This window comes from Rhodococcus sp. DN22 (genome assembly GCF_036669995.1).
Classification (GTDB): Bacteria; Actinomycetota; Actinomycetes; order Mycobacteriales; family Mycobacteriaceae; genus Rhodococcus_F; species Rhodococcus_F erythropolis.
Genome location: NZ_CP133332.1, coordinates 1 through 19,475, shown reverse-complemented (window position 1 = coordinate 19,475; position 19,475 = coordinate 1). Strand labels below are relative to the sequence as shown.

19 protein-coding genes are annotated in these 19,475 nt (G+C 61.5%); 13 read left to right on the top strand and 6 right to left on the bottom strand.

Going from position 1 to position 19,475, the window contains the following annotated elements; translation table 11 throughout:
- Window positions 1–53: 53 nt before the first annotated feature.
- Entirely contained in the window at window positions 54–332 is a 279-nt protein-coding gene (locus RA302_RS34590; RefSeq protein WP_338481318.1) for a hypothetical protein, read from the bottom strand.
- The gene (locus tag RA302_RS34585; protein WP_338481353.1) at window positions 329–1,294 is read right to left on the bottom strand and encodes a recombinase family protein; all 966 of its coding nucleotides are present in this window, start codon (window positions 1,292–1,294) and stop codon (window positions 329–331) included. The genes RA302_RS34590 and RA302_RS34585 overlap by 4 nt, the downstream gene beginning before the upstream one ends.
- Before the next feature lie 97 nt (window positions 1,295–1,391).
- Between RA302_RS34585 and RA302_RS34580 the strand changes: the two genes are divergently transcribed.
- The 5 genes from RA302_RS34580 (at window position 1,392) to RA302_RS34560 (ending at window position 5,128) form a co-directional block, all read left to right on the top strand.
- Window positions 1,392–2,219 carry a hypothetical protein gene (locus RA302_RS34580; protein ID WP_338481317.1) on the top strand — a complete coding sequence of 276 codons (828 nt, stop codon included), beginning with the start codon at window positions 1,392–1,394 and terminating at the stop codon, window positions 2,217–2,219.
- Window positions 2,220–2,360: 141 nt separating this feature from the next.
- Window positions 2,361–3,320 (top strand): hypothetical protein, encoded by a 960-nt coding sequence (locus tag RA302_RS34575; RefSeq protein WP_338481316.1) that lies wholly within the window; start codon window positions 2,361–2,363, stop codon window positions 3,318–3,320.
- Window positions 3,321–3,709: 389 nt separating this feature from the next.
- The gene (locus RA302_RS34570; protein ID WP_024488096.1) at window positions 3,710–4,348 is read left to right on the top strand and encodes a hypothetical protein; all 639 of its coding nucleotides are present in this window, start codon (window positions 3,710–3,712) and stop codon (window positions 4,346–4,348) included.
- A gap of 433 nt (window positions 4,349–4,781) precedes the next feature.
- On the top strand, window positions 4,782–5,006 hold the full coding sequence (locus RA302_RS34565) for a hypothetical protein (protein ID WP_338481364.1): 225 nt from the start codon (window positions 4,782–4,784) through the stop codon (window positions 5,004–5,006).
- Entirely contained in the window at window positions 5,003–5,128 is a 126-nt protein-coding gene (locus tag RA302_RS34560) for a hypothetical protein (RefSeq protein ID WP_338481314.1), read from the top strand. The genes RA302_RS34565 and RA302_RS34560 overlap by 4 nt, the downstream gene beginning before the upstream one ends.
- A gap of 348 nt (window positions 5,129–5,476) precedes the next feature.
- Here RA302_RS34560 and RA302_RS34555 read toward each other — a convergent pair whose 3' ends face one another.
- The 3 genes from RA302_RS34555 to RA302_RS34545 form a co-directional block, all read right to left on the bottom strand.
- On the bottom strand, window positions 5,477–6,976 hold the full coding sequence (locus RA302_RS34555) for an AAA family ATPase (protein WP_338481313.1): 1,500 nt from the start codon (window positions 6,974–6,976) through the stop codon (window positions 5,477–5,479).
- Entirely contained in the window at window positions 6,969–8,738 is a 1,770-nt protein-coding gene (locus tag RA302_RS34550; RefSeq protein ID WP_338481355.1) for an ATP-binding protein, read from the bottom strand. The genes RA302_RS34555 and RA302_RS34550 overlap by 8 nt, the downstream gene beginning before the upstream one ends.
- A 187-nt stretch (window positions 8,739–8,925) precedes the next feature.
- On the bottom strand, window positions 8,926–9,510 hold the full coding sequence (locus tag RA302_RS34545; protein ID WP_338481354.1) for a TIGR02391 family protein: 585 nt from the start codon (window positions 9,508–9,510) through the stop codon (window positions 8,926–8,928).
- 343 nt (window positions 9,511–9,853) lie between these two features.
- Here RA302_RS34545 and istA point away from each other — a divergent pair, with 343 nt between their 5' ends.
- The 8 genes from istA to RA302_RS34505 all read left to right on the top strand — a co-directional run bounded on the left by istA (window position 9,854) and on the right by RA302_RS34505 (window position 18,601).
- Window positions 9,854–11,395, top strand: a complete 1,542-nt coding sequence (gene istA / locus RA302_RS34540; RefSeq protein ID WP_030538069.1) for an IS21-like element IS1415 family transposase — start codon at window positions 9,854–9,856, stop codon at window positions 11,393–11,395.
- Complete coding sequence (istB, locus tag RA302_RS34535) at window positions 11,395–12,186, top strand: IS21-like element IS1415 family helper ATPase IstB (RefSeq protein ID WP_003944771.1); 792 nt, start codon at window positions 11,395–11,397, stop codon at window positions 12,184–12,186. Before istA ends, istB begins: the two co-directional genes overlap by 1 nt.
- 146 nt (window positions 12,187–12,332) lie before the next feature.
- Window positions 12,333–12,977, top strand: coding sequence for a TlpA disulfide reductase family protein (locus RA302_RS34530; RefSeq protein ID WP_011133459.1), 645 nt, complete (start codon window positions 12,333–12,335; stop codon window positions 12,975–12,977).
- Window positions 12,974–13,780, top strand: coding sequence for a cytochrome c biogenesis CcdA family protein (locus tag RA302_RS34525; RefSeq protein ID WP_011133458.1), 807 nt, complete (start codon window positions 12,974–12,976; stop codon window positions 13,778–13,780). The genes RA302_RS34530 and RA302_RS34525 overlap by 4 nt, the downstream gene beginning before the upstream one ends.
- Window positions 13,781–13,827: 47 nt before the next feature.
- Window positions 13,828–15,408, top strand: coding sequence for a cytochrome c biogenesis protein ResB (locus RA302_RS34520; protein ID WP_155277976.1), 1,581 nt, complete (start codon window positions 13,828–13,830; stop codon window positions 15,406–15,408).
- On the top strand, window positions 15,405–17,018 hold the full coding sequence (lnt, locus tag RA302_RS34515; RefSeq protein ID WP_338481265.1) for an apolipoprotein N-acyltransferase: 1,614 nt from the start codon (window positions 15,405–15,407) through the stop codon (window positions 17,016–17,018). Before RA302_RS34520 ends, lnt begins: the two co-directional genes overlap by 4 nt.
- 46 nt (window positions 17,019–17,064) lie before the next feature.
- Window positions 17,065–17,865 carry a DUF3105 domain-containing protein gene (locus RA302_RS34510; protein ID WP_011133455.1) on the top strand — a complete coding sequence of 267 codons (801 nt, stop codon included), beginning with the start codon at window positions 17,065–17,067 and terminating at the stop codon, window positions 17,863–17,865.
- A 31-nt stretch (window positions 17,866–17,896) separates the two neighbouring features.
- Complete coding sequence (locus RA302_RS34505) at window positions 17,897–18,601, top strand: DUF305 domain-containing protein (RefSeq protein WP_095996212.1); 705 nt, start codon at window positions 17,897–17,899, stop codon at window positions 18,599–18,601.
- A gap of 58 nt (window positions 18,602–18,659) precedes the next feature.
- On the opposite strand, the gene RA302_RS34500 is transcribed toward RA302_RS34505, so the two are convergent.
- On the bottom strand, window positions 18,660–19,475 hold an 816-nt coding region (locus RA302_RS34500), incomplete at its 5' end, for a cytochrome c oxidase assembly protein (RefSeq protein ID WP_338481363.1).

Here is a 19,475-nt window from a genome sequence, read left to right as displayed (position 1 = left end):
CGGTCGTTCCGCTCTCTCGTGTCATACGCTCGCACTCGATCTGTGGGGCTCGATCAGAGTCCGTCTCGTAACTGATCGCGTATCAGCGACAATGCGGTGCGCAGATCCGCCGCAGCATGTGCCAGATACAAATCGAGGGCGATCTCGCCGCCATTCCCCTGGCCCGACTCGACGTCGCCCCCGGCCTGTGTGGCGAGCAGGACGTCGCGTGCGCCACTGACCCCTGCGAGGGCACCGTCAAGGACGGTCCGCATGGCCGCGAGTGCGTGGGCGAGAGCGTCGCCGTCGAGTGTTTCCCGTTGTTCAGGAAGTTGTGGTGCCGATCCGATCATCGGGCGACCTCGCGTGCATGGTCCGGGCACAGAAGAGACGGCTCCACGGTCCAGCCGCTCTCGAGGAGCCAGTGTGCAACGGGGGCGGGAAGGTCGCCACCGCATTGGGCTGCCTGCGCGAAATCGCCGGCGAGGATCGGCCCGTCCCCACACACCTGGCACGCGACGTCGAAAGCTGGCGACTCCGGTTCGCAATGGTGACAGTGCGATCGGATGACAACCGATCCCGGATCGTCGGCATTCGGATGGAGCCATGCAACGGCCAGATCGCCGCGTTGATGAGCAGCTTCCGCTCGCGTACTCGGCTCGTAACCACACGTCGGGCACGTCCGCGGCACTCGCACTACCGCAACAGAATTCAGGGGCTTTTCCCCGAGCGGATGCACTGTGGGGGTCGCAGTCGACTTGTTCTTGTCGAGGTGGCCGTAGATCGTCGTCCTGGGCACGTTCAACATCGCGGCGATCTGGGCGACTGTGTTCTCTCCGGCGTCGTACAGCCTCTGGGCGAGTGCGATCTGATCGTCGGTGAGCTTCGGCGGACGCCCGCCCTTTCGGCCGCGTGCCCGCGCCGCGGCCAAGCCGTCCCGAGTGTTCGCCACAATCAGCTCACGCTGGAATTCCGCGAGTACCGACAGCATCCCGAACATCGCCCGCCCTTCCGCCGTCGATGTGTCGATTCCCTGGTCGAGGACCTTCAACTCGATCCCGCGCTCGCGCAGCTGCGCCCCGAGGGTGATCAGATGCAGTACCGAGCGCCCCAATCTGTCGAGGCGGGTGATCACCAACGTGTCCCCACCCCGCAACCGCGCCAGAACCCCGTCGAGCTGCGGGCGTGAGGCTTTCGCACCGCCGGCATGATCGAGATGAATGTTCTCGGCCTCGACGCCCGCCCGCGCCAGCGCATCGACTTGGTGAGCGGGATTCTGATCTGCACTGGAGACTCGCGCATAACCGAACAACATCTGTCGAAAATATCTCACTCAACCGTTTTTCGACCGACTTTCCCTCATGGTGATTGAGCACAATCGGTCAGCTGGACCGCTCGTCTACACTCCGTCTGTGCTCAGACGCCTCGCATGGCCAACGCGTTCCGCCCGTGATCGCAGCGGACGCTCCACCGGTGCCGCTGCGACTGCGCTCGTGGTGACGTCGCTGCTCGCGGCCTGCTCCTCGGAGAGCGGCACTGCCGAGAGCCCTACGGTAGAGCCCTCGCCCACGACGGTCTCGTCGACGATTCCCGCGCCAACGACAACCTCTGCGTCGGCCTCGCCAACGACCTCGTTGTCCGTCGCCGTCGCGATGCCACCCTCTGCGCAGAATCTGCTCCTTTCCGCAGCGCAATTACCTGGTGCGGGCTGGACACCACAATCGGACACCGACCCGGAAGCCGCCGAGCTCCAGGAAACGACGCAGCCAGAGTGCAGTAATCAATCGTGGATCCTGCGCAGTGCGGACATGACCGACATGGCCGGCGCGTCATGGACGTTCGATGCTGCCGCCGAAGTGGAGACGATCAGCAGTCAAGCCTTCGTCTACCCCGATGCGGCGGCAGCGACCGCAGCAATGGCGTCGTATCGCGATCTCGTGGGCCGCTGCACGAGTTGGCAGAGCGTCCTCACCTCAAAGGGTTACACCTATGCCGAAACACAGGAGATGTTCAACGCGCCGGTCGGCGAGGAATCGGTTGCCCGGCAGACCGGCACCTCGCACGTGCGCTTGACCGATCTCCCCACCTTCCGGATGTATTGGGTGACATCGCGGGTGGGGCAGACGATCGTGCAAGTCACCTATCGGCCAGGTTCTCTGCTCGGCACCGATCAGGGAAGAAACCAAGCCCTCGAACTCGCGTCGACCGCAGGGTCCACTGCCGAAAACCGTACGAAATAGAACCAGGCCGATAGTCGGTCACCTCGGTGGAGGCTGGGCGAAGAAAGATCAGCGCGGTAACCAATCCGCCGCAGCGACCGATCCACAGTGGACGGGGCATCGGCCATACAAGCAAGCGCCTCCCGCAATCCGTTTCGGGTGATGAAGGGCACAGTGGTGAAGAAGCTGGACTACGACCTGGTCGGTGAACAACTGTTCTCGAACCCGAAGGTCAGAGCACGTATCGAACGGCACTACCGCCTCCCCACCGATGCAGCTACCTCCTCGCAGTTCCTCGACTACGCGGTACGCCACCTCGATCAGGAAGCGATGGACACTCCCCTCACTCAGACCTACAGCAACCAACAGGTCTTCAAAGCTGCAGTCAACGCCCTCGGCAGTAACTCCCGGAACTGGGCGAGTTTCGTCAAGGTCCGTGACCAGCACCTCGAAGCACTTCTCTACGGTTTCGACCCCGAAAAGACGCACACCGCCGTCATCGATGGGACGTTGACGCTCGCTGACCTCCGTGAGCATTTGAGCGGGCAGAGCGGCACCGGCGATGCGAAAGCAATCATCCGCTGGGCGAAGCTGCTGACCGATCAGCCGAACTACTACGGCCAGATCCTCGCCATCGCCCGCGCCTTTGTCGACCTCGCAGCCGATGCCGACCACCCGCTCGACAACGAGCATCTGATGATGTGCCTCGCCGGCTACCTGATAGCGCCCCCACGCCGCTGGCCAGGCGATAAACACATCGACACCGACATCCCGTTAATGACGCCCCGCGAACGAGACCTCCCCGGGATGGGCTACCCCCTCGCCAGTGAATTCCTCCGCAACCTGCATTGGAACGGGTTCAAACCCGACCGCCACATCACCAGGCTCCTGCGTCTCTGGGTTCCCGAACTCCGGGACACCGTAGAACCCAACGTCGATCGTCTCTGCACATTGATCGGAAGCCGGAACCAGTCCCTGCGCTACTTCCTCAAATATTCACTGATCGGTGTTGCCATCACCCCGGACGGCAACTACTCGCGCGCCGACAACCTCATCTGGATGCTCGGCGCCTATCTGGAAAAGAAGAACAAGGAATCGGACGTGCAGTACATCCACGACTAGAAGTCTGTCGCGGAGGAGCAGAGTTCGGACACCTCTTACCTTCCCGGCCGCTGCTCCCTGGACCCAAGCGGTAAGAGGAGAACACTCAGCACACCCCCCGGGGGTGACCCACCCGGCTGGTCGTCAGTACCAGCCAGGTGGGTCGAGTGCGCCCAACTCTGGGGGGGCCAGGCACACGATCGGGAGCGGCTCACCTGGAGCCGTGTGACATCTTGGCGAACCCTATCCATCGCCGCCTCGAACGGAGATGGAGTGGAAGGGAAATGTAGCGCACACGATTCCCCTGACTGCAACCACCCAGCGTGTTTCGGCGGCCATTTCCTTCCCGTGATGTGACGCGGATCTAAGCTCAACTCGACAACCACGGCCTCAACCTCACGGGAGCAGCGATGAGTCCCCGGCCCACCTGGCTCCACACCCGATCCACCGAACTTCGGGCCGCACTCCTCGATCTCGGGCTCACGATCACCGACACCGAAGCCCGGAAAATCCTCGACGACAAACTCACCGAATACGCGACCCTGATGAGAGTCACCCGCCAGACCGCACAGCGTGACTTCACCGACGAACGCCTCCTCGCGTTCGCACAGTCCCTCGCGGTGTCACTCTACGACGAAGCCCCCGGCGCCGACCTGATCGAATTCGAACGCAGCATCTCCATGCCCGTCGCTGCCGTCGGCCTGACCACCGCGGCGCTGGCCGAAGCCTTGAAAGTCGCGCACGTCAACCTCGACGACAAAGAAGCCCTCGCAGGCCTGTCGCTACTGTCGACTCTCGGTATGATCACCGCCGACGCCAATGCTTTCTTCGTCCCGACCCCGCGTCCTCTGCTCTTGCGCATCGCGCGCTATCTCGACGGCGCCGCGACATCCGTCACCGACGGTGCGAACCTTCCCGACGGACTCGACGACACCCACAGACAGCACTTCGCGGACGTCCTCGCCCAGGACGCCGACGGAATCCGGGCCCTCGCCAACACCGAAGACGGCGACACCCCGCGACTGTGGCGCACCCCCAACCCGCGCTGACCGCCGGTGCAGCGAAAACACAGTCGATGCGCTGAAACCTGCGGGACGGCTCGCCCGCCGATAGACCAGGGGTGGCTACCGGCGGAGCGTTCGCCATGCCCGTTGGGGACCGGGTGATGCCGCCCCCGAAAATTTACGTGTCACCCACCCCGGTTACCAGTCTTCGCACAGTTACAGCTACTTGAGCATTGAACTATCGAGGGGAGTGCCTCGCCGCCTGCAGGTGAACCGGTACCGAGTTAGTTCATCGCACCCATGAGTCGCCTTCACTTACCTCCCGCGTACCGACCGGCCAGCAATGACGCAGTAACATCACACTGTGGTGCGCTGCTTTCCGCCTCGGTTCCAGCGCACCACGCACCACCCGTTACCACCGCGCAGGCAGTCGCCCCTTTCACTCGGCCTGCATGATCCACACGTGCAGGAGCTACCCATGGCCTCCCCCGACGAGCGTCTAACCGCCAAACTCGAGCAACTCCCCATCAGCGACGACGCCCCCATGTGTTCACTCCTGCGCACAACGCTGCTCAAACACGCTCAACACGGCAGCGACATCACCGAACCCACTGTGCTCGGGCTGCTCGCCATCACCGGCGCCCTCGAAGAACGCCTCACCCGACTCGAAGCCATGATCCAACCCGTCAGCACCACTACATGACCCCGGCGTCGCCTCGCACGTACCGCCCACGGCTGCCCGAACGACTCGGCGTGCCCGTCGAACCTGCCCTCATACTCGGCTGCACCCTCTCCGCCACCGTCATCGCCTGGTGGGCAGCCTGAAAGAAACTCGTCTGTCGAAAACGCAAAGCCAACGGTTTATTCGACATAGATTTTCGACACGAGATCTCGACACCTCACCCTCAGTACGAACTAGGGATATAAGTGCTTCACAGAAGCGTCGAATACCGATCCAATTTCGACAAAAAGTTGCGTTTCTCTCGTCACGGAAGCTGCGGTTCACAGGGACACAGAGTCGATGCTGACGCGGGCGTAACCGACGAGGTGTCCGGTGCGAGTCTCAGTACTCATACCCGAACATCTCACTAGTCGTCGCATCGCACAATGCTGAGACTTTAGTTTTGGGAAGAGTGGCAGATCACCGAAGAATCCAGCTGCGCGCTGGGTCGGTCATCGTCCCGCCAACACCCTCCCCGTCAACGATTCTTGGGAGGTGACCTGGCTGGCATTGGGGCGCGTTGCTATTTTGGGGGCCGGAAGTATGACGTTGTCACTGATGACCGTCACCGACTTCGATCCCCGGGTGAGTGCTACGTACAGCTCCTGGGCGCTGTACTTGGCGGGATTCAAGATGATGACGTGGTCGTACTCGAGTCCTTTGACTAGCAGCGGCCGCGACACGACTCGACCGCTCGATCGACGCCCCGTGGCCCGTGCATGGTTCCGGATGCGCTGGAGCGCCTCAGTCGCCGTGCAATCGTCAGTCATCGAGATGGAGACAGATCGCGTGATCTCGTTCCATGCCTCGCGGCAATGGATCGTGACACCGGGAAGTTTCCCGAGTAGGTCGAGCGCCATGTGCACGGCCCCGACCGTCGGTGTGCTTCGTAGTCGAAGAAGTGCTTCGTAGGCAGGCTTCAGGTCGTCGCTCCTGGTCGTGAACGACTTCCCCTCACCAAGCCGACGCCGCTTCTCAGCAGATATATGTTTCGGGATGCCGCTGCTGCAATCGATCGCGAACTTCACGATGGCCTGCGCGACCTCGACGCCTTCCTGAGTATCGATCTTCCTCGCCAGGGCGACAGGAATCTTCTCGTCAATGGCTTCCATGACGGAGTACGAACCGCCGAGTCTGCCTGCGGCATGGACGCAGTCGGGTCGGAACTGTCCTAGGACCGCGATAGTCCCGTCTAGCCCGAGGGCGGCATAACAAGAGTCGACGAAAGTTTGTCCGTCCCACCTCTGCACCCATGTGACCGGCGCCAAGGTGAGGTCGATCGGCCGGCCGTTCGTCAGATTGTCACGGATGCTTACCAGCCAGGCACCCAAGGGTGCGTGGTTTGGGTCCCAGCGGCGTGGACGGTGCGCAACAGTGACTGCTGGGAAATTCGGCAACACATCAGCATCCCAGTCGACGGGCTGGTGCCTGCCGAAGTTGAACAAGCTCTGCAGCGGGTCGCCCAACACAGTCGTGGGAAGTACCTGGGAAAGCGCTACCGCCAGCTCATGCTGGTCGGCCAGGCAGTCCTGGTATTCGTCAATGAACAGGTTGGAATAGCTGACCTTAAGCATCCGTCTGACTGCTTTGCTTCTGGCCGCGCAAGCTGCGGCGCGGTGATAGTCGCCGGCCTTGCTCCAGTCGGGAACGTCGGGGACGGTGAGCTGCGCGAGCTGCGGAAAGTGGGCGATCAAGTTGTACGACCACGAGTCGATAGTTCGCACTACGACCTGCTCATGCCCTATCCCGAATTTCTTCATTCGTTTCCGGAGCGCATCCACGCCAGCGTGCGTGTGCGTCAGTACGAGACTTGTGCCACCGTTCTTAGCAATCGCTGCCACCGAAGCAGCGATCAACTCGGTCTTACCTGCCCCGGCCGGGAGCGTGACCGAACACAACATTGAGCCGAGCACCGCCTGTACTGCTACCTGTAGAGGCAGATCGTCAGGCATCGGTGGTCTGTGCCCCGTCCAGAGCAACCGACTGCTCTGGTTCAGCCGGGTAGACGAACGTGCGTAACTCGCCGATCACCTTCATGAGGTGTGTGTTCTCCAGTCCTTCTGAGTGCGCGATGACGACTTCGGCAAGTTCCTCGCCACGATCCTCACGCTTGAACCATTCCTTGTCCTTGGTGGTGGCGGCGTCCGCGATGGCGGTTCGCATCGTCAGCTCATCAGCACCGGTCTGCGTGCACCACTCTGCAATGCTCGTTCCGATGAGTTTCTTGCCGCCAAGTTTCGCGCTGACTGTCGCTTGGATCGACTGCTCCCCTCTGATGTCGACGGCGACATCAACAACGGCTTGCAGACCCGCCGCGGAAAGCGTCAGGATCACTTCATCCTCGAGTGCATTACCGAGCGACCAGCGGTGCACCATGACCCCGACGGACTTAGCGTCTGCAACTGACTGGTCTATGGCGCGATCGTCATTGTCAACGAGCATGCAAGTCTGATACCCGAGCTGCTGGAAATTTTGCGCACGCTGTGTTGGTTGCGTTCCACCCTTGCCGTTGACCAAGACTGCGCCGACCGCAGCTGCAGGAGCTTGGTCTATGGCGATCCGTTCGGCATCCCAGTGACGGACCAGACCGCGTAGGAACCCGATTTCGGTAGCCCCTTCGCCGACCAGCACACGGCGACCCAGCAGCGCGTGAGGGGCACTGCGGAACGTTCCCTGCACGTTGTCGAGGTCTGGGGACACCGGCTGACAGTTCGTTGCTCCGGTGCCGTCTGTATTGACGATGGCCAGGTCGACAGCGCTCAGCGTTGTCACCGTGATGGGCGAGTGAGTGGTCATGATGACCTGCAGTTCGCCGGCGTTTGTACGCTTCTTCAGATGGTGGAGAGTCTGTGCCAGGCGATGGGGTTCCAGCCCATGCTCTACTTCGTCGACCGCAATGATCGAGCCGCCTTCCATCGCCTTATCTTGGATCGAAAGGCTTGTAAGCCGACGCGTGCCGAGCCCGAAGCTCGAAAGAGGTACGTTGCCGTCGTGCAGCATTAGGGCATGTGACGATGCTGCAGAACCGGGCTCGAGCCCGGGCCGCAGCTCACGGAACACTGCCGCACCAAAGTTGCCAGCGGACTTCTGCACTGTGGCGGCGGCGGTGTGCAGGGCGTTGGGATCGGAGCTAAACACTGCAGACCGGGCGTGACGGTGCGCGTCGAGGATCACGGAAGATGCACCCTCATTGCCAGCAGTCAGCCCCGAAAGCGCCGACCCTCGAGCCCAACGCAGGTGGAAGTCGGGCCGTTCGCCGAGTCGGGAGAACCCCAGCTGCCGCCGCTGGCTCGCGGTGATCGGGCGCGCATCTTCGGATGCTGGCCGGATAACTTCCCACGTCGAGTCGAGTTCCGGTGTCACGATGAGCCTAATTATCAGGCACTCTTCGGCCTCGTCTACGGGATCGTGGACAAGCGTGCCGTCCAGCATAATCCCGGAGCGATCCTTGCCGAGCTGACTTTCCCTGACGAGACTGTCCGGAAGGTCTGTGACGGCCGCCTCGACGACGATGTTCCTGGTGAGATCGAAGCCATAGAAGTCGGAATCTGTGAACTGAGGGTTGTTGTTCGGACTAAGTACCAGTCCGATCGCATCGAGGAGCGTCGTCTTCGTACTGTCGCCAGCGCCGACCAGTGCAACGAGTCGGCGGTTGATAGTCCACTCCGCTGACTTGATCCCACGAAAGTGTTCAATCCGGAGTCGGCGGAGCATCATTGGGCAACCTCGCTGCAGAAACAGTGCTGTGAAAAGCTGGACTTGACGCGTGCTGAAACTTAGTTCTACAGAGCTTCAGCACGATAGCATCCGGAATATGGTCCAGATGGGATGTAGCGCCTACTGATTGACATAGGGCGCGCGAGCGGCCGCCCTTTCATGTGACCTTAAGATGCGTGGCAAACTAAGGCGTCGACACAGTTCTCACCGTCGCGGCGTCAATACGTCGATGAATCAAAGACAGGGTGCCGAGGACATCCAGTGCGTCTTGTTCCGACATTTGCCATTCAAGTCGGGGTTCGTGGGCTACCGGATTACGAAAAGCGCTGAACAACCCCTTTGCGAGGTTGGCGACGCCAAGTTGCTCGTCTCGGTCCGTTCGTGTGTTCAGGTTGTTTATTGCCAAAACTGGCTCCTTGCCACACATCGTCGCGTCGATCAGTCCGTATCCGTCGCCTTCTGTCTTGGTCATCTGCCGAATTCTGCTGCCCAGCCCCTTTATTGCTTCGAACACTGCCTCATAAAAGTCTGTTCGTAAAAGCTCGGTACGGCAGTATGCCAAGACTGCGTCGTGTGCATCGCGCCGTACGAGGAGGTTGCGAAGGTGCTGGGTCCTATCCAACGCTTCACTGTCGGTGCGGGCTCGCTTCACAGTTGCGACTTTCCCATCTTCGCGGACCTTCATTCCTGCTAGAGATAGCGCTTGGTTCAGCTGGTCCCTGGCTATGTCTGCCTGCACCTTTCGAGTCATCGTGCGATCTGGACGCATAGCCACCGTTACAAGTCTGACTAACGCATTCCCATTCTGAACCTTCGCTTGGTTGCTACTGATGGCATGGGCGAGGCGTCTCCACTTGGTCTGCCCTTCACCAGGATCGTCTCTGAGAGGCACTTCGGCGCAAAGCACGGTCAGCTCGGATCCGATGTAAAGATCGCCGACGATTTTGCTGACTGCTTCAACTGTGCCAAGCGGAAATGGTGTCGACGGCCATCGTAAGCTCCCCACTGGCGGCCATTTATGGCGCATTTTGTGGCCATGGTTTCTCCCCGCGTACGGCCAGATAGTTCCCCACCTGCTGTGAGTCAGATTCGGTCCCGGCAACGCTGGGTGGATGAAATCGAGCAGGGAGATCATGGAAATTTTGGAGGCGTACGACCTCACGGGTAGTTATCGGGCGGCGGCGGAGCTGGCTGGGTGTGATCACCACACGGTGGCCCGGTATGTGCAGATGCGCGCTGCGGGGCAGCCGCCGGACCGCCGGCGGCATCGAGCGCGGGCGATCGACGACTTTCTGCCGAAGATCGAGGAGTTGGTGGTCCGCTCGCAGGGCAAGGTCCGCGCGGATGTCATCCACGAACGGATCGTCGCGCTGGGGTTCACCGGCGGTGAGCGGACCACGCGCCGGACGGTCGCGGAGGCGAAGGCCCAGTTTCGGGCTGGTCGGCGGCGAGTGTATCGGCCGTGGGTAACCGAACCTGGGCTGTGGTTACAGTACGACTTCGGTGACGGGCCAACGATTTCCGGCCGGAAGACGACGTTGTTCTGCGCATGGTTGGCGTGGTCGCGATTTCGGGTGGTGATCCCGATCTGGGACAAGACATTGCCGACGGTGGCGGCGTGTTTGGATGCGACATTCCGCCGCTTGGGCGGGGTTCCGGTCTATGTCCTCACCGACAACGAGAAGACCGCGACGATCGATCACGTGGCCGGGATCGCGGTCCGCAATCCGGAGATCGTGGAGGTGGCACGGCATTACGGCACGACGCTGCGGACGTGTTTACCTGCTGATCCGGAGTCGAAGGGAGGAAGTGAGGCGACGGTGCGGATCGCCAAAGCCGACCTGTTGCCGAAGGAGGTGAACCTGCGCGAGCAGTATCACTCTTTCGGTGAGCTCGAGTCGGCTTGCCGGCAGTTCTGCACCGACGTCAACACCCGCGTCCACAGCTCTACTCGGCGGCGGCCGGTCGAGCGGCTGGCCGAAGAGTTGCAGCGGCTGCATCCGCTGCCGAAATCTCCGTTCACCGCGGTGTTCGGCACTACCCGGCGGGTGAACTGGGAGTCGACGATCTCGGTGGAAGGGGTGCGGTATTCGGTGCCGCACACGTTGATCGACACTCGGGTCTGGGCCCGCTTCCATGGTGAGGAGCTGATCGTGACCGCCGTCGACAATGATGGCGGTGCAGTCGAAGTCGCGCGGCACCGCCGCGGCCAACCCGGTTCACCGGTCCTCGACAACGACCACTACCCACCCCGCCCAGACCGCGACGCCGCCGACCGGGTGCCCAAGCCTCGTACCGCCGCCGAGCTCGCCTTCCTACAGTTGGGCCAGGGTGCCAACAGCTGGCTGGTCGAGGCTGCCGCCGCGGGAGCGCGCCGCATCAGGGCGAAGATGGCCGAGGCCGTGGACCTTTCGAAGCTGCACTCCCCGGACGCAGTCGACAGAGCGTTGGGGACGGCGGCGATGACCGGCCGGTTCGCCGATCGGGACCTGATCTCGATCCTCGACTACCAAGTCACCCACGAACACGCTGATCCGGTCCGTCGCAGCGAGAACCACACTCTGCAACCGGGCACCGCCGCCTGGTCCACCTTCGGCCAGACACCAGCGCCGGCCAGCCCAGCCACTACTGACGATGAAAGCGATGACGCCTGATGAGCACCCCTTTGCGCACTGTTACCAGCGCTAACGGCGACCCGTTGGCCGAGGCGATCGACCTGACTAAACGCCTGAAACTGCCCCATATCCGCAGGTCCTTGAGCGATATCATCCCGACCGCGAAAGCCCAACGCTGGGACCCCGCCGAAGTCGTGCGGGTTCTCCTCGCTGAGGAAGCCGCCGGCCGGGACCGGGCGAACCTGCACACTCGCCGCAAACGCGCGGGTTTCCCTACCGGCAAGACCTTCGGCGACTGGGACGAAACGAAATCGTCGATTCCCCGCGCCACCCAGGACGCGCTCCGCACCCTGGAGTGGGTCGGGCGGCGTGAATGTTTCTGCGTCTGTGGGCCTTCGGGAACTGGCAAGTCTCACTTCACCGAGGCACTCGGGCAGGCCGCAGTCGAAGCTGGGCTGGCGGTGTCTTGGTTCACCATCGAAGACCTCGGTGCCCTGGTCCGCCGGCACCGTGCCGACGACTCCATCGCCCGAGCCCTGACGAGGATCATCCGCTCCGACCTGATCATCGTCGACGACATCGGTCTGCTCCCGGTCTCTGAAGACGCCGCCGAAGGATTCTATCGCCTCGTCGACGCTGCCTACGAACGCCGAGCGATTGCCGTCTCGAGCAACCTGCACCCCTCCGGCTTCGACGAGATCATGCCCAAAACATTGGCCACCGCCACCGTTGACCGGCTCCTGCACCATGCGCACGTCGTCGTCACCGACGGCGACTCCTTCCGCCTCACCGAAGCCACCACCGGCAAGGGGGTGAAGCCCTTCAGCTAACCCAAATCAGAAAGCGGGTGGGGAAAAACAACTGGCCGCCACCGGGGAGAACCCGTGGCCACCAGCGGGGAGAACTACTGGCCGCCTACGGGGAGAACTTCGTGGCCATTGACACAAATACGCTCCGCTGTAAGTGAGTTGATGAAATGAATGCCCCCGCACTCCCTCGCAAATCGAGACAACGCGTACTCGGAAAACCGACCCGCATCCTCCCACTGGTCGCTATTCTCACTGCGATCGTCGTCGCCGCGAGTGGATGTGCAACCGGCACCGATGCAGTCGCTTCGGGTGCGAATTTCGATTTCGTGTCACCGGGAGGACAAACCGATATCTTGTACGACCCGCCCGAATCGCGAAACATGATCGGTGTATTGGCCGGACCTGACCTCATGGCCGACGGTAGCGATATTTCACTCACTGATTACGCCGGTCAGGTCGTCGTGATCAATCTGTGGGGGCAATGGTGCGCCCCGTGCCGGTCCGAGGCCGACGATCTCGAGCGCGCGTACGAAGCAACCGAAAGTCTCGGTGTTCAGTTTCTCGGGATCAATGTTCGGGATCCTCAACGAGACAAGGCCCAGGACTTCGTCGTCGACAACAGCGTGAGCTACCCCTCGATCTACGACCCGTCGATGAGAACTTTGACAGCGCTCGGCGGAAACTATCCGACAAGCGTGATTCCCTCCACCTTGGTGTTGGATCGCAGACAGCGCGTCGCCGCTGTGTTTCTTCGCGCACTTCTCACCGAGGATCTGCAACCGGTCATCGAGCGTGTGGCGGCCGAGCGGTGAACGAACTCGCCCAAGGTGTCGGGTCCAGCTTCCAGACAGCCGCCGCGAGCGGCCCGTTACTGCTCGCCGTAGCAGCGTGCATTCTGGCCGGTCTGGTGTCGTTCGCATCGCCGTGTGTGGTGCCGCTCGTTCCCGGATATCTGTCGTATCTGGCCGGCATTTCCGGAGCTGATTCTCCAGCGGTGACCCGTGGCGACGAGACCTCGGAACCTGCAGGCAGATGGCGGGTTACCGGCGCGGCAACGATGTTCGTTGCCGGATTCACCGTGGTGTTCGTTCTCGCCACCGCGTCGGTGTTCGGGGTGATCGGCACCCTTCGTATCAACGAAGACCTGCTCCAACGGGTGGGTGGTGTGATCACCATCGTGATGGGGTTGACGTTCATCGGCTTGATTCCTGCCTTGCAGAAAGACGCACGGTTCGCCCCGCGGCGTATCTCATCCCTTGCCGGCGCTCCCTTGTTGGGGGGCGTGTTCGCGTTGGGTTGGACACCGTGTCTCGGCCCCACCCTCGCTGGGGTTATTTCGGTTGCGGCCGGAACTGAAGGCACGACAGCAGCGCGAGGGGTGATACTGATCGTCGCCTACTGTCTGGGATTGGGACTTCCGTTTATCGTGCTGGCGTTCGGGTCGGCGAAGGCGCTCCGCGGCGTCGGGTGGCTCAAACGCCATTCACGGACGATTCAGATCGTCGGCGGAATAATGCTCGTCGCTGTCGGGCTCGCACTGGTCACCGGCGTGTGGGGCATGTTCGTCGGCTGGTTGCGCAACGAATTCGTCAGTTCGGTCGTGTTGCCGATATGACAGATAGCGCCACCGCGGGAGGTCGCATCCGTCGCCTCCCGAGACTGATGATCCGAGAAAGCGTTCGGCTACTGCGCCAGAATTGGCGCAGGTTGACGTCGATGAGTACCGCGCTCGTGCTCCTGTTCCTCTTGGCGCTCGCAGCACTTCCCGGTGCTATGTTGCCTCAGCGAAATCTCAACGTACAGAAAGTTTCCCAGTACATCGCGGCGCAGCCAACCCTCGGCCCGCTATTCGACAAGCTGGAGTTGTTCGACGTCTTTTCCAGCTTCTGGTTCACTGCGATCTATGTCCTGCTGTTTCTCTCTCTCATCGGCTGTCTGGTTCCACGCTTGCAGGCGCATCTCGGCGCGCTTCGGAGCCAACCTGTGCGAGCGCCTCGAAATCTGTCCAGGTTGCCTCACCATTTTCGCGGCGTAGTTGACATCTCGCATGACGAGGCCCTCACCAGAGTGCGGCAGTCGCTCAAGGGCTGGCGGGTAGCGGTCAGGTCCGAAAAGGATTCCGAGGTAGCGGTTTCCGCGGAGAAGGGGTATCTGCGTGAGGCCGGGAATCTGGTGTTCCACTTCTCGCTGATCGGGTTGCTCGTCACCGTCGCGATCGGCAAGTTGGTGGGGTACGAGGGTTCGGTGATCGTCATTGCCGACGGCGGCCCCGGTTTCTGTAATACGTCACCTGCCGTGTACGACTCGTTCCGCGCGGGAAGTGCTACTGACGGCACGGGTCTCGCGCCCTTTTGCATCAAGGTCAACGACTTTTCCGCAGATTATCTCGATACCGGTCAGGCCGAAATGTTCACCTCCAACATTTCGTATCAGAGCGGGCAGGATATCGCGACCAATACCTGGAAAGACTATCGTCTTCGGGTCAACGAACCGCTGCGTACCGACGGTGCCCGTGTTTATCTGACCGGCCATGGGTACGCGCCGCAGTTCACCGTCACTTTTCCCGACGGACAGTCCCGTACCGAGACGATGCAGTTTCAACCGGACGATGCGGTCACGTTCCTGAGCAGTGGGGCGTTGCGGTTCGATCCGCCAGGTGGATCGTTTCCGAATCCGGACGAGCGCCGGAAGAATCAGATCGCCATCGAGGGACTCTTCGCGCCGACCGCTTCCTTCAGCGGGACGCTTCTGACTTCGTCGTTTCCCGATGCGCGTGACCCTGCGGTCGCGATCGACATCTACAAGGGCGATACGGGTCTGGACACCGGCATCCCGCAATCGATCTTCTCGTTGAACAAGGAAATGATCAACCAAGGAAGGCTGGTCAAACAAGATCGTGTGAACCTCCGCCCTGGAGAGACGCGGACTCTCACCGATGGAACACAGGTTCGGTTCGACGGCGCCAAGGAATTCGCCAATCTGCAGGTGTCGTACGACCCTGCGCAACAGTGGGTTCTCGTCTTTGCGATCACGATGATGCTCGGACTTCTGATCTCGCTCGTGATCAGGAGGCGGCGAGTGTGGATCCGCCTACGCCCGGGGACGGGACCGGAGCAGGCTGATCTCGAACTCGGTGGACTCGCGCGGACCGATCATGCCGGCTGGGGCGGCGAATTCGACGATCTCTGTGAGAAATTGTTGACTGACCAGCGCAGTTCTCCTTCTACGAGAGCGGGCCTGTGAGGGTCCTTTCGGTCGACCGTGCGATCACTGCCGACAGTGAATTAGATGCATGCCTGAAGAGTGGTCGCCCCAAACGGCACCACGGTGGGATCGCTTTGCGTCTCGCTCTTTCGGTGGGCGCTGGGTGGCTGCTGTTTCTCAGCTTTCCGCCGCGCACGCTGTGGTTTCTCGCCCCTGTAGCCATCGCCCTGCTGACCGTCGTTCTCCAGGGGCGCAGTCTCCGTGCGGGTTTCGGATTCGGCTATGCCGCGGGACTGGGATTCTTCGTTCCCTTGCTGCCATGGGTCGGAGCGTACGTGGGTGCAACGCCTTGGTTGGCGTTGGCGGCGATTGAAGCGCTCGCGTTCGGAGTGTTCGGCGTACTGGCGGTGGCCGTCGGCCACGCTCCGCTTTCCCCGGTGTGGATTGCGGGTGCATGGGTCACCGCAGAAGCACTTCGTAGCCGAGTTCCGTTCGGCGGTTTCCCGTGGGGGCGTTTGGCCTTCGGGCAGGCAGACGGCCCGCTGCTGCCGTTGGCTTCGATCGCGGGGGCGCCAGGTCTTTCCTTCGTGACTGCACTGATCGGAACACTCATCGCCTGGTCACTGGCTGGGCCCTTGAATGTTCGATGGCAAGCATTGGCGAAAGGTGGCGCTTGCATCGTCCTCATCTTTGTGAGTGCATTGGTGACCGGTTCTCCCGGTGCCGCCCCTGACGAGGTCGTCACTGCGACCGTCGTTCAGGGCAACGTGCCGCGACTCGGCCTCGATTTCAACGCCCAACGCCGAGCGGTGCTCGACAATCATGTTGCCCGCACCGAACAACTCGCAGCTGAGGTCACAGCGGGCCGAGCAGCCCGGCCACGACTTGTCATCTGGCCCGAAAACGCTTCGGATATAGATCCTTTGACGAATCGGGATGCGGCGGATCGACTGGACCGAGCAGCCCGTTCTATCGGCGCCCCGATCCTGGTCGGTACGGTCCTGCAGGGCGAGCCAGGAACATCGATCAACAGTGCCATGGTCTGGGATCCGACGGACGGCCCTGGGCAGCAACACATCAAGCGGCAGCTTGTGCCCTTCGGGGAGTACCTGCCGCTCCGATCGATCGTTAGTGCGGTGTCGTCATATGCCGATTCTGCGGGCAATTTCGTTGCCGGGAACGGGAACGGCGTCGTCGACCTCAACGGAATTCAGGTAGCTGTTGCCACGTGTTACGAGGTGGCCTTCGACGATCTGGTGACCGAGTCCGTCAAGGCAGGAGCCACCGTCATCGCGGTTCCCACCAACAACGCGACCTTCGGCCGGACCGAGATGACCTTTCAGCAGCTGGCCATGTCGCGGGTGCGGGCGGTCGAACACGGCCGCAGTGTGCTGATCGCAGCAACCAGCGGTGTCAGTGCGATCATCACGCCGACGGGAGAGGTACGCCAACAGAGTGAGATCTTCACAGCACAAGCATTGACCGACGAGATCGCCCTGCGTTCCGATCTCACACCGGCAACACGTCTGGGCGCGGTTCCCGAGATCGCCCTGGCGGTGATCGTCCTTTCTCTCGCTGCCGCATCTCTTCGGGGGCGCGTACCGCTTCTGTCTCGGCAGAAGAACGAAACCATGAATTACTATGATTGATAGTAATTCAGTGTCGGTGCCAGCGCGCAAGGGAACGAGTCCACCAATGTCGAAGAACCGCAAGAAGAACACACCCCGCCCCCGCGGCGGTGGGGTGCCCGGTGGCCGAAGTTTTCCGTGGTCGATATCGATCGCAGTCCTGATTATCGCCGGCCTGGTCTCGGTCATCGCCTACAACATGGTGCCCAAGGCCATCGAGAGAACCGAAGCGCAAAAATACGCTCCGAGCGCGGACAACCCGGACCCGTCGAAGTCGATCGAGGGGGTGACCGAAATCGAATATGCTGCCGCCAATCATATCCAAGCGCCTCAGCGTGTGGCATACGATCAAACTCCGCCTTTGGGCGGAGCGCATGATCAGTACTGGGCAACGTGCACAGGCATCGTCTACCCGGAGCCGATTCGCACAGAGAATGCGGTGCATTCACTCGAGCACGGCGCGGTTTGGGTGTCCTACGATCCTGACTCCTTGAACTCGTCCGACGTCGATGCCCTTGCCTCCCAAGTAGATGGTGAACCGTATTCTCTGATGTCACCGTTCCCCGGCATCGATTCACCTGTTTCGATTCAATCGTGGGGGCACCAACTCAAAGTCGACAGCGTCGACGACCCCCGTATCGCAAAGTTCGTCACCTCCCTCAAACAGAACCCGAACACCCATCCGGAGGTCGGGGCCAGCTGTGCAACCGTCCCCGGCGGATTCGACCCGAAGGCTCCTTCCCCCTTCGACGCATCTCCGCCAGGCCCTGATGCGATTCCCGCAGCATCGGAGCAGTCAGCAACTGGTCTCCCCGGGGCAACGGCCACACCGACGCCCGCGATCACGGGAGAACGCCGCAATGGTTGAACACGCTCCGGTACCCATTGAGACCGAGTCGATGTCCGATTCATCGGGCAATCGCCGTGACACGAGGCCCACAGCGTTGGTTCTCGGTGTTGTCATCGCCCTGTTGGTCGGAATCGTCATCGGACTGTGGGCAAAGGGACGAATCGAAAACACCTCGCAGAGCGCCCCAGCCGTCGGCGCAGTAGAGGTCGGCTTCGCGCAGGACATGTCCGTTCACCACGGGCAAGCGGTCGAGATGTCATCCCTCGCACTGATGAACACAGCCGACCCTGCCATCCGTACGCTCGCCTACGACGTCGTCACTACTCAGCAAAGTCAGATAGGAATGATGCAGGGGTGGTTGTCCCTCTGGGATCGACCAGCCCGGGGCACGGGCGAATACATGGAGTGGATGCCCTCGACTACCTCGGCGATGAATCACTCGATGCCCGGCATGAGCACCGGACAAAATGATTCCGGCACAAATTCGTCAGCTGTGATGCCCGGCATGGCTTCTCCTGCCGAACTCGCGGAACTACGCGCGCTGACAGGGCCGGCATTCGAAATTCGCTATCTGCAATTGCTGTTGCGCCACCATCAAGGGGGAATTCCGATGGCCCAATACGCCGCCGACAATGCCGATCTCCCCGTCGTGACAAATCTTGCGCGACAGATCGCCGCCACACAGCAAGCCGAATCGACCGCATTGCGAGAACTGCTCGCAATGCGAGGCGCCCAACCGATTCCGATGAACTGACACTCTTCTCACCCGCCGTCGCATCTGCTGAACCGGGGGTTACCGAATTCTGCGAAATTCATCGACGTGGGAGGGTTTTGAGGAACTCGTTGTATGCCTCGAGATCGACGTCACCGTCCCTGGCGGCCTTTTTGTCGACGGCGGCGTTGGTGTGGGTCTCGTCGCGATTCCACCTCATCGCGAAAACCACCATGATGATCAACGCGACCGGTTCTCCGTACGACCATGCCAAAGCCCCCGCCATTTGTTGATCGGCCATCAGATCGACGTTCCAGGACGCCGGCGGATTGGTGAAGGTACTCAGAAGCGGCGAGGTTGCCATCATCAGGATCACGCCGATGAAAACATGGAGAGGCATTTCGACGAACAGGTCGAAACATCGCCCCAGGTTGCTTTGCTTGACGGGCAACGGCCCCGATGAGAGCACCGGAACGATGAACAACACTCCAGTGGCCAGGAAGAAGACCTCCAGGCCCGTGTGACCGACCCAGGACGACGCCACCAGGTCGAACACCGGAGAGAGGTAAATGCCGTAGTAGCTGAACAGGAACAGCGGAATCGTGACGCCGGGGTGTAGCAGAATCTTCGCCGTCCGGCTTCTGAGTGCCGTCAATGCAAGCTTGAGGATCGGAATTCCCCAACCTGCATGAGGCGTGGAGCGCAGCAGAAGCAGACCTGGACTGCCGAGAACCAGCAGTGGTGGAATCGCCATCGACAAGGTCAAATGCTGGAACATCCAGATACTGAAGAGTTCGTACCCGTAGCCCTCGACGGCGAGCCCCGTGACCAGGATCAGCAATATACAGCCGAAGAGGAAGCTCGCCGTCCTCGTCCACGGCCACACCCGACCGGAAGCCGTCACCCGGTAGACACC

Excerpts from the sequence above, each read along its gene's own strand:
- RA302_RS34590 (WP_338481318.1), bottom strand. The coding sequence starts at position 332 with ATGATCGGATCGGCACCACAACTTCCTGAACAACGGGAAACACTCGAC.
- RA302_RS34585 (WP_338481353.1), bottom strand. The coding sequence starts at position 1,294 with ATGTTGTTCGGTTATGCGCGAGTCTCCAGTGCAGATCAGAATCCCGCT.
- RA302_RS34575 (WP_338481316.1), top strand. The coding sequence starts at position 2,361 with ATGAAGGGCACAGTGGTGAAGAAGCTGGACTACGACCTGGTCGGTGAA.
- RA302_RS34570 (WP_024488096.1), top strand. The coding sequence starts at position 3,710 with ATGAGTCCCCGGCCCACCTGGCTCCACACCCGATCCACCGAACTTCGG.
- RA302_RS34565 (WP_338481364.1), top strand. The coding sequence starts at position 4,782 with ATGGCCTCCCCCGACGAGCGTCTAACCGCCAAACTCGAGCAACTCCCC.
- RA302_RS34560 (WP_338481314.1), top strand. The coding sequence starts at position 5,003 with ATGACCCCGGCGTCGCCTCGCACGTACCGCCCACGGCTGCCCGAACGA.
- RA302_RS34555 (WP_338481313.1), bottom strand. The coding sequence starts at position 6,976 with ATGCCTGACGATCTGCCTCTACAGGTAGCAGTACAGGCGGTGCTCGGC.
- RA302_RS34550 (WP_338481355.1), bottom strand. The coding sequence starts at position 8,738 with ATGCTCCGCCGACTCCGGATTGAACACTTTCGTGGGATCAAGTCAGCG.
- RA302_RS34545 (WP_338481354.1), bottom strand. The coding sequence starts at position 9,510 with ATGCGTCCAGATCGCACGATGACTCGAAAGGTGCAGGCAGACATAGCC.
- istA (WP_030538069.1), top strand. The coding sequence starts at position 9,854 with ATGAAATCGAGCAGGGAGATCATGGAAATTTTGGAGGCGTACGACCTC.
- istB (WP_003944771.1), top strand. The coding sequence starts at position 11,395 with ATGAGCACCCCTTTGCGCACTGTTACCAGCGCTAACGGCGACCCGTTG.
- RA302_RS34530 (WP_011133459.1), top strand. The coding sequence starts at position 12,333 with ATGAATGCCCCCGCACTCCCTCGCAAATCGAGACAACGCGTACTCGGA.
- RA302_RS34520 (WP_155277976.1), top strand. The coding sequence starts at position 13,828 with ATGATCCGAGAAAGCGTTCGGCTACTGCGCCAGAATTGGCGCAGGTTG.
- RA302_RS34510 (WP_011133455.1), top strand. The coding sequence starts at position 17,065 with ATGTCGAAGAACCGCAAGAAGAACACACCCCGCCCCCGCGGCGGTGGG.
- RA302_RS34505 (WP_095996212.1), top strand. The coding sequence starts at position 17,897 with ATGTCCGATTCATCGGGCAATCGCCGTGACACGAGGCCCACAGCGTTG.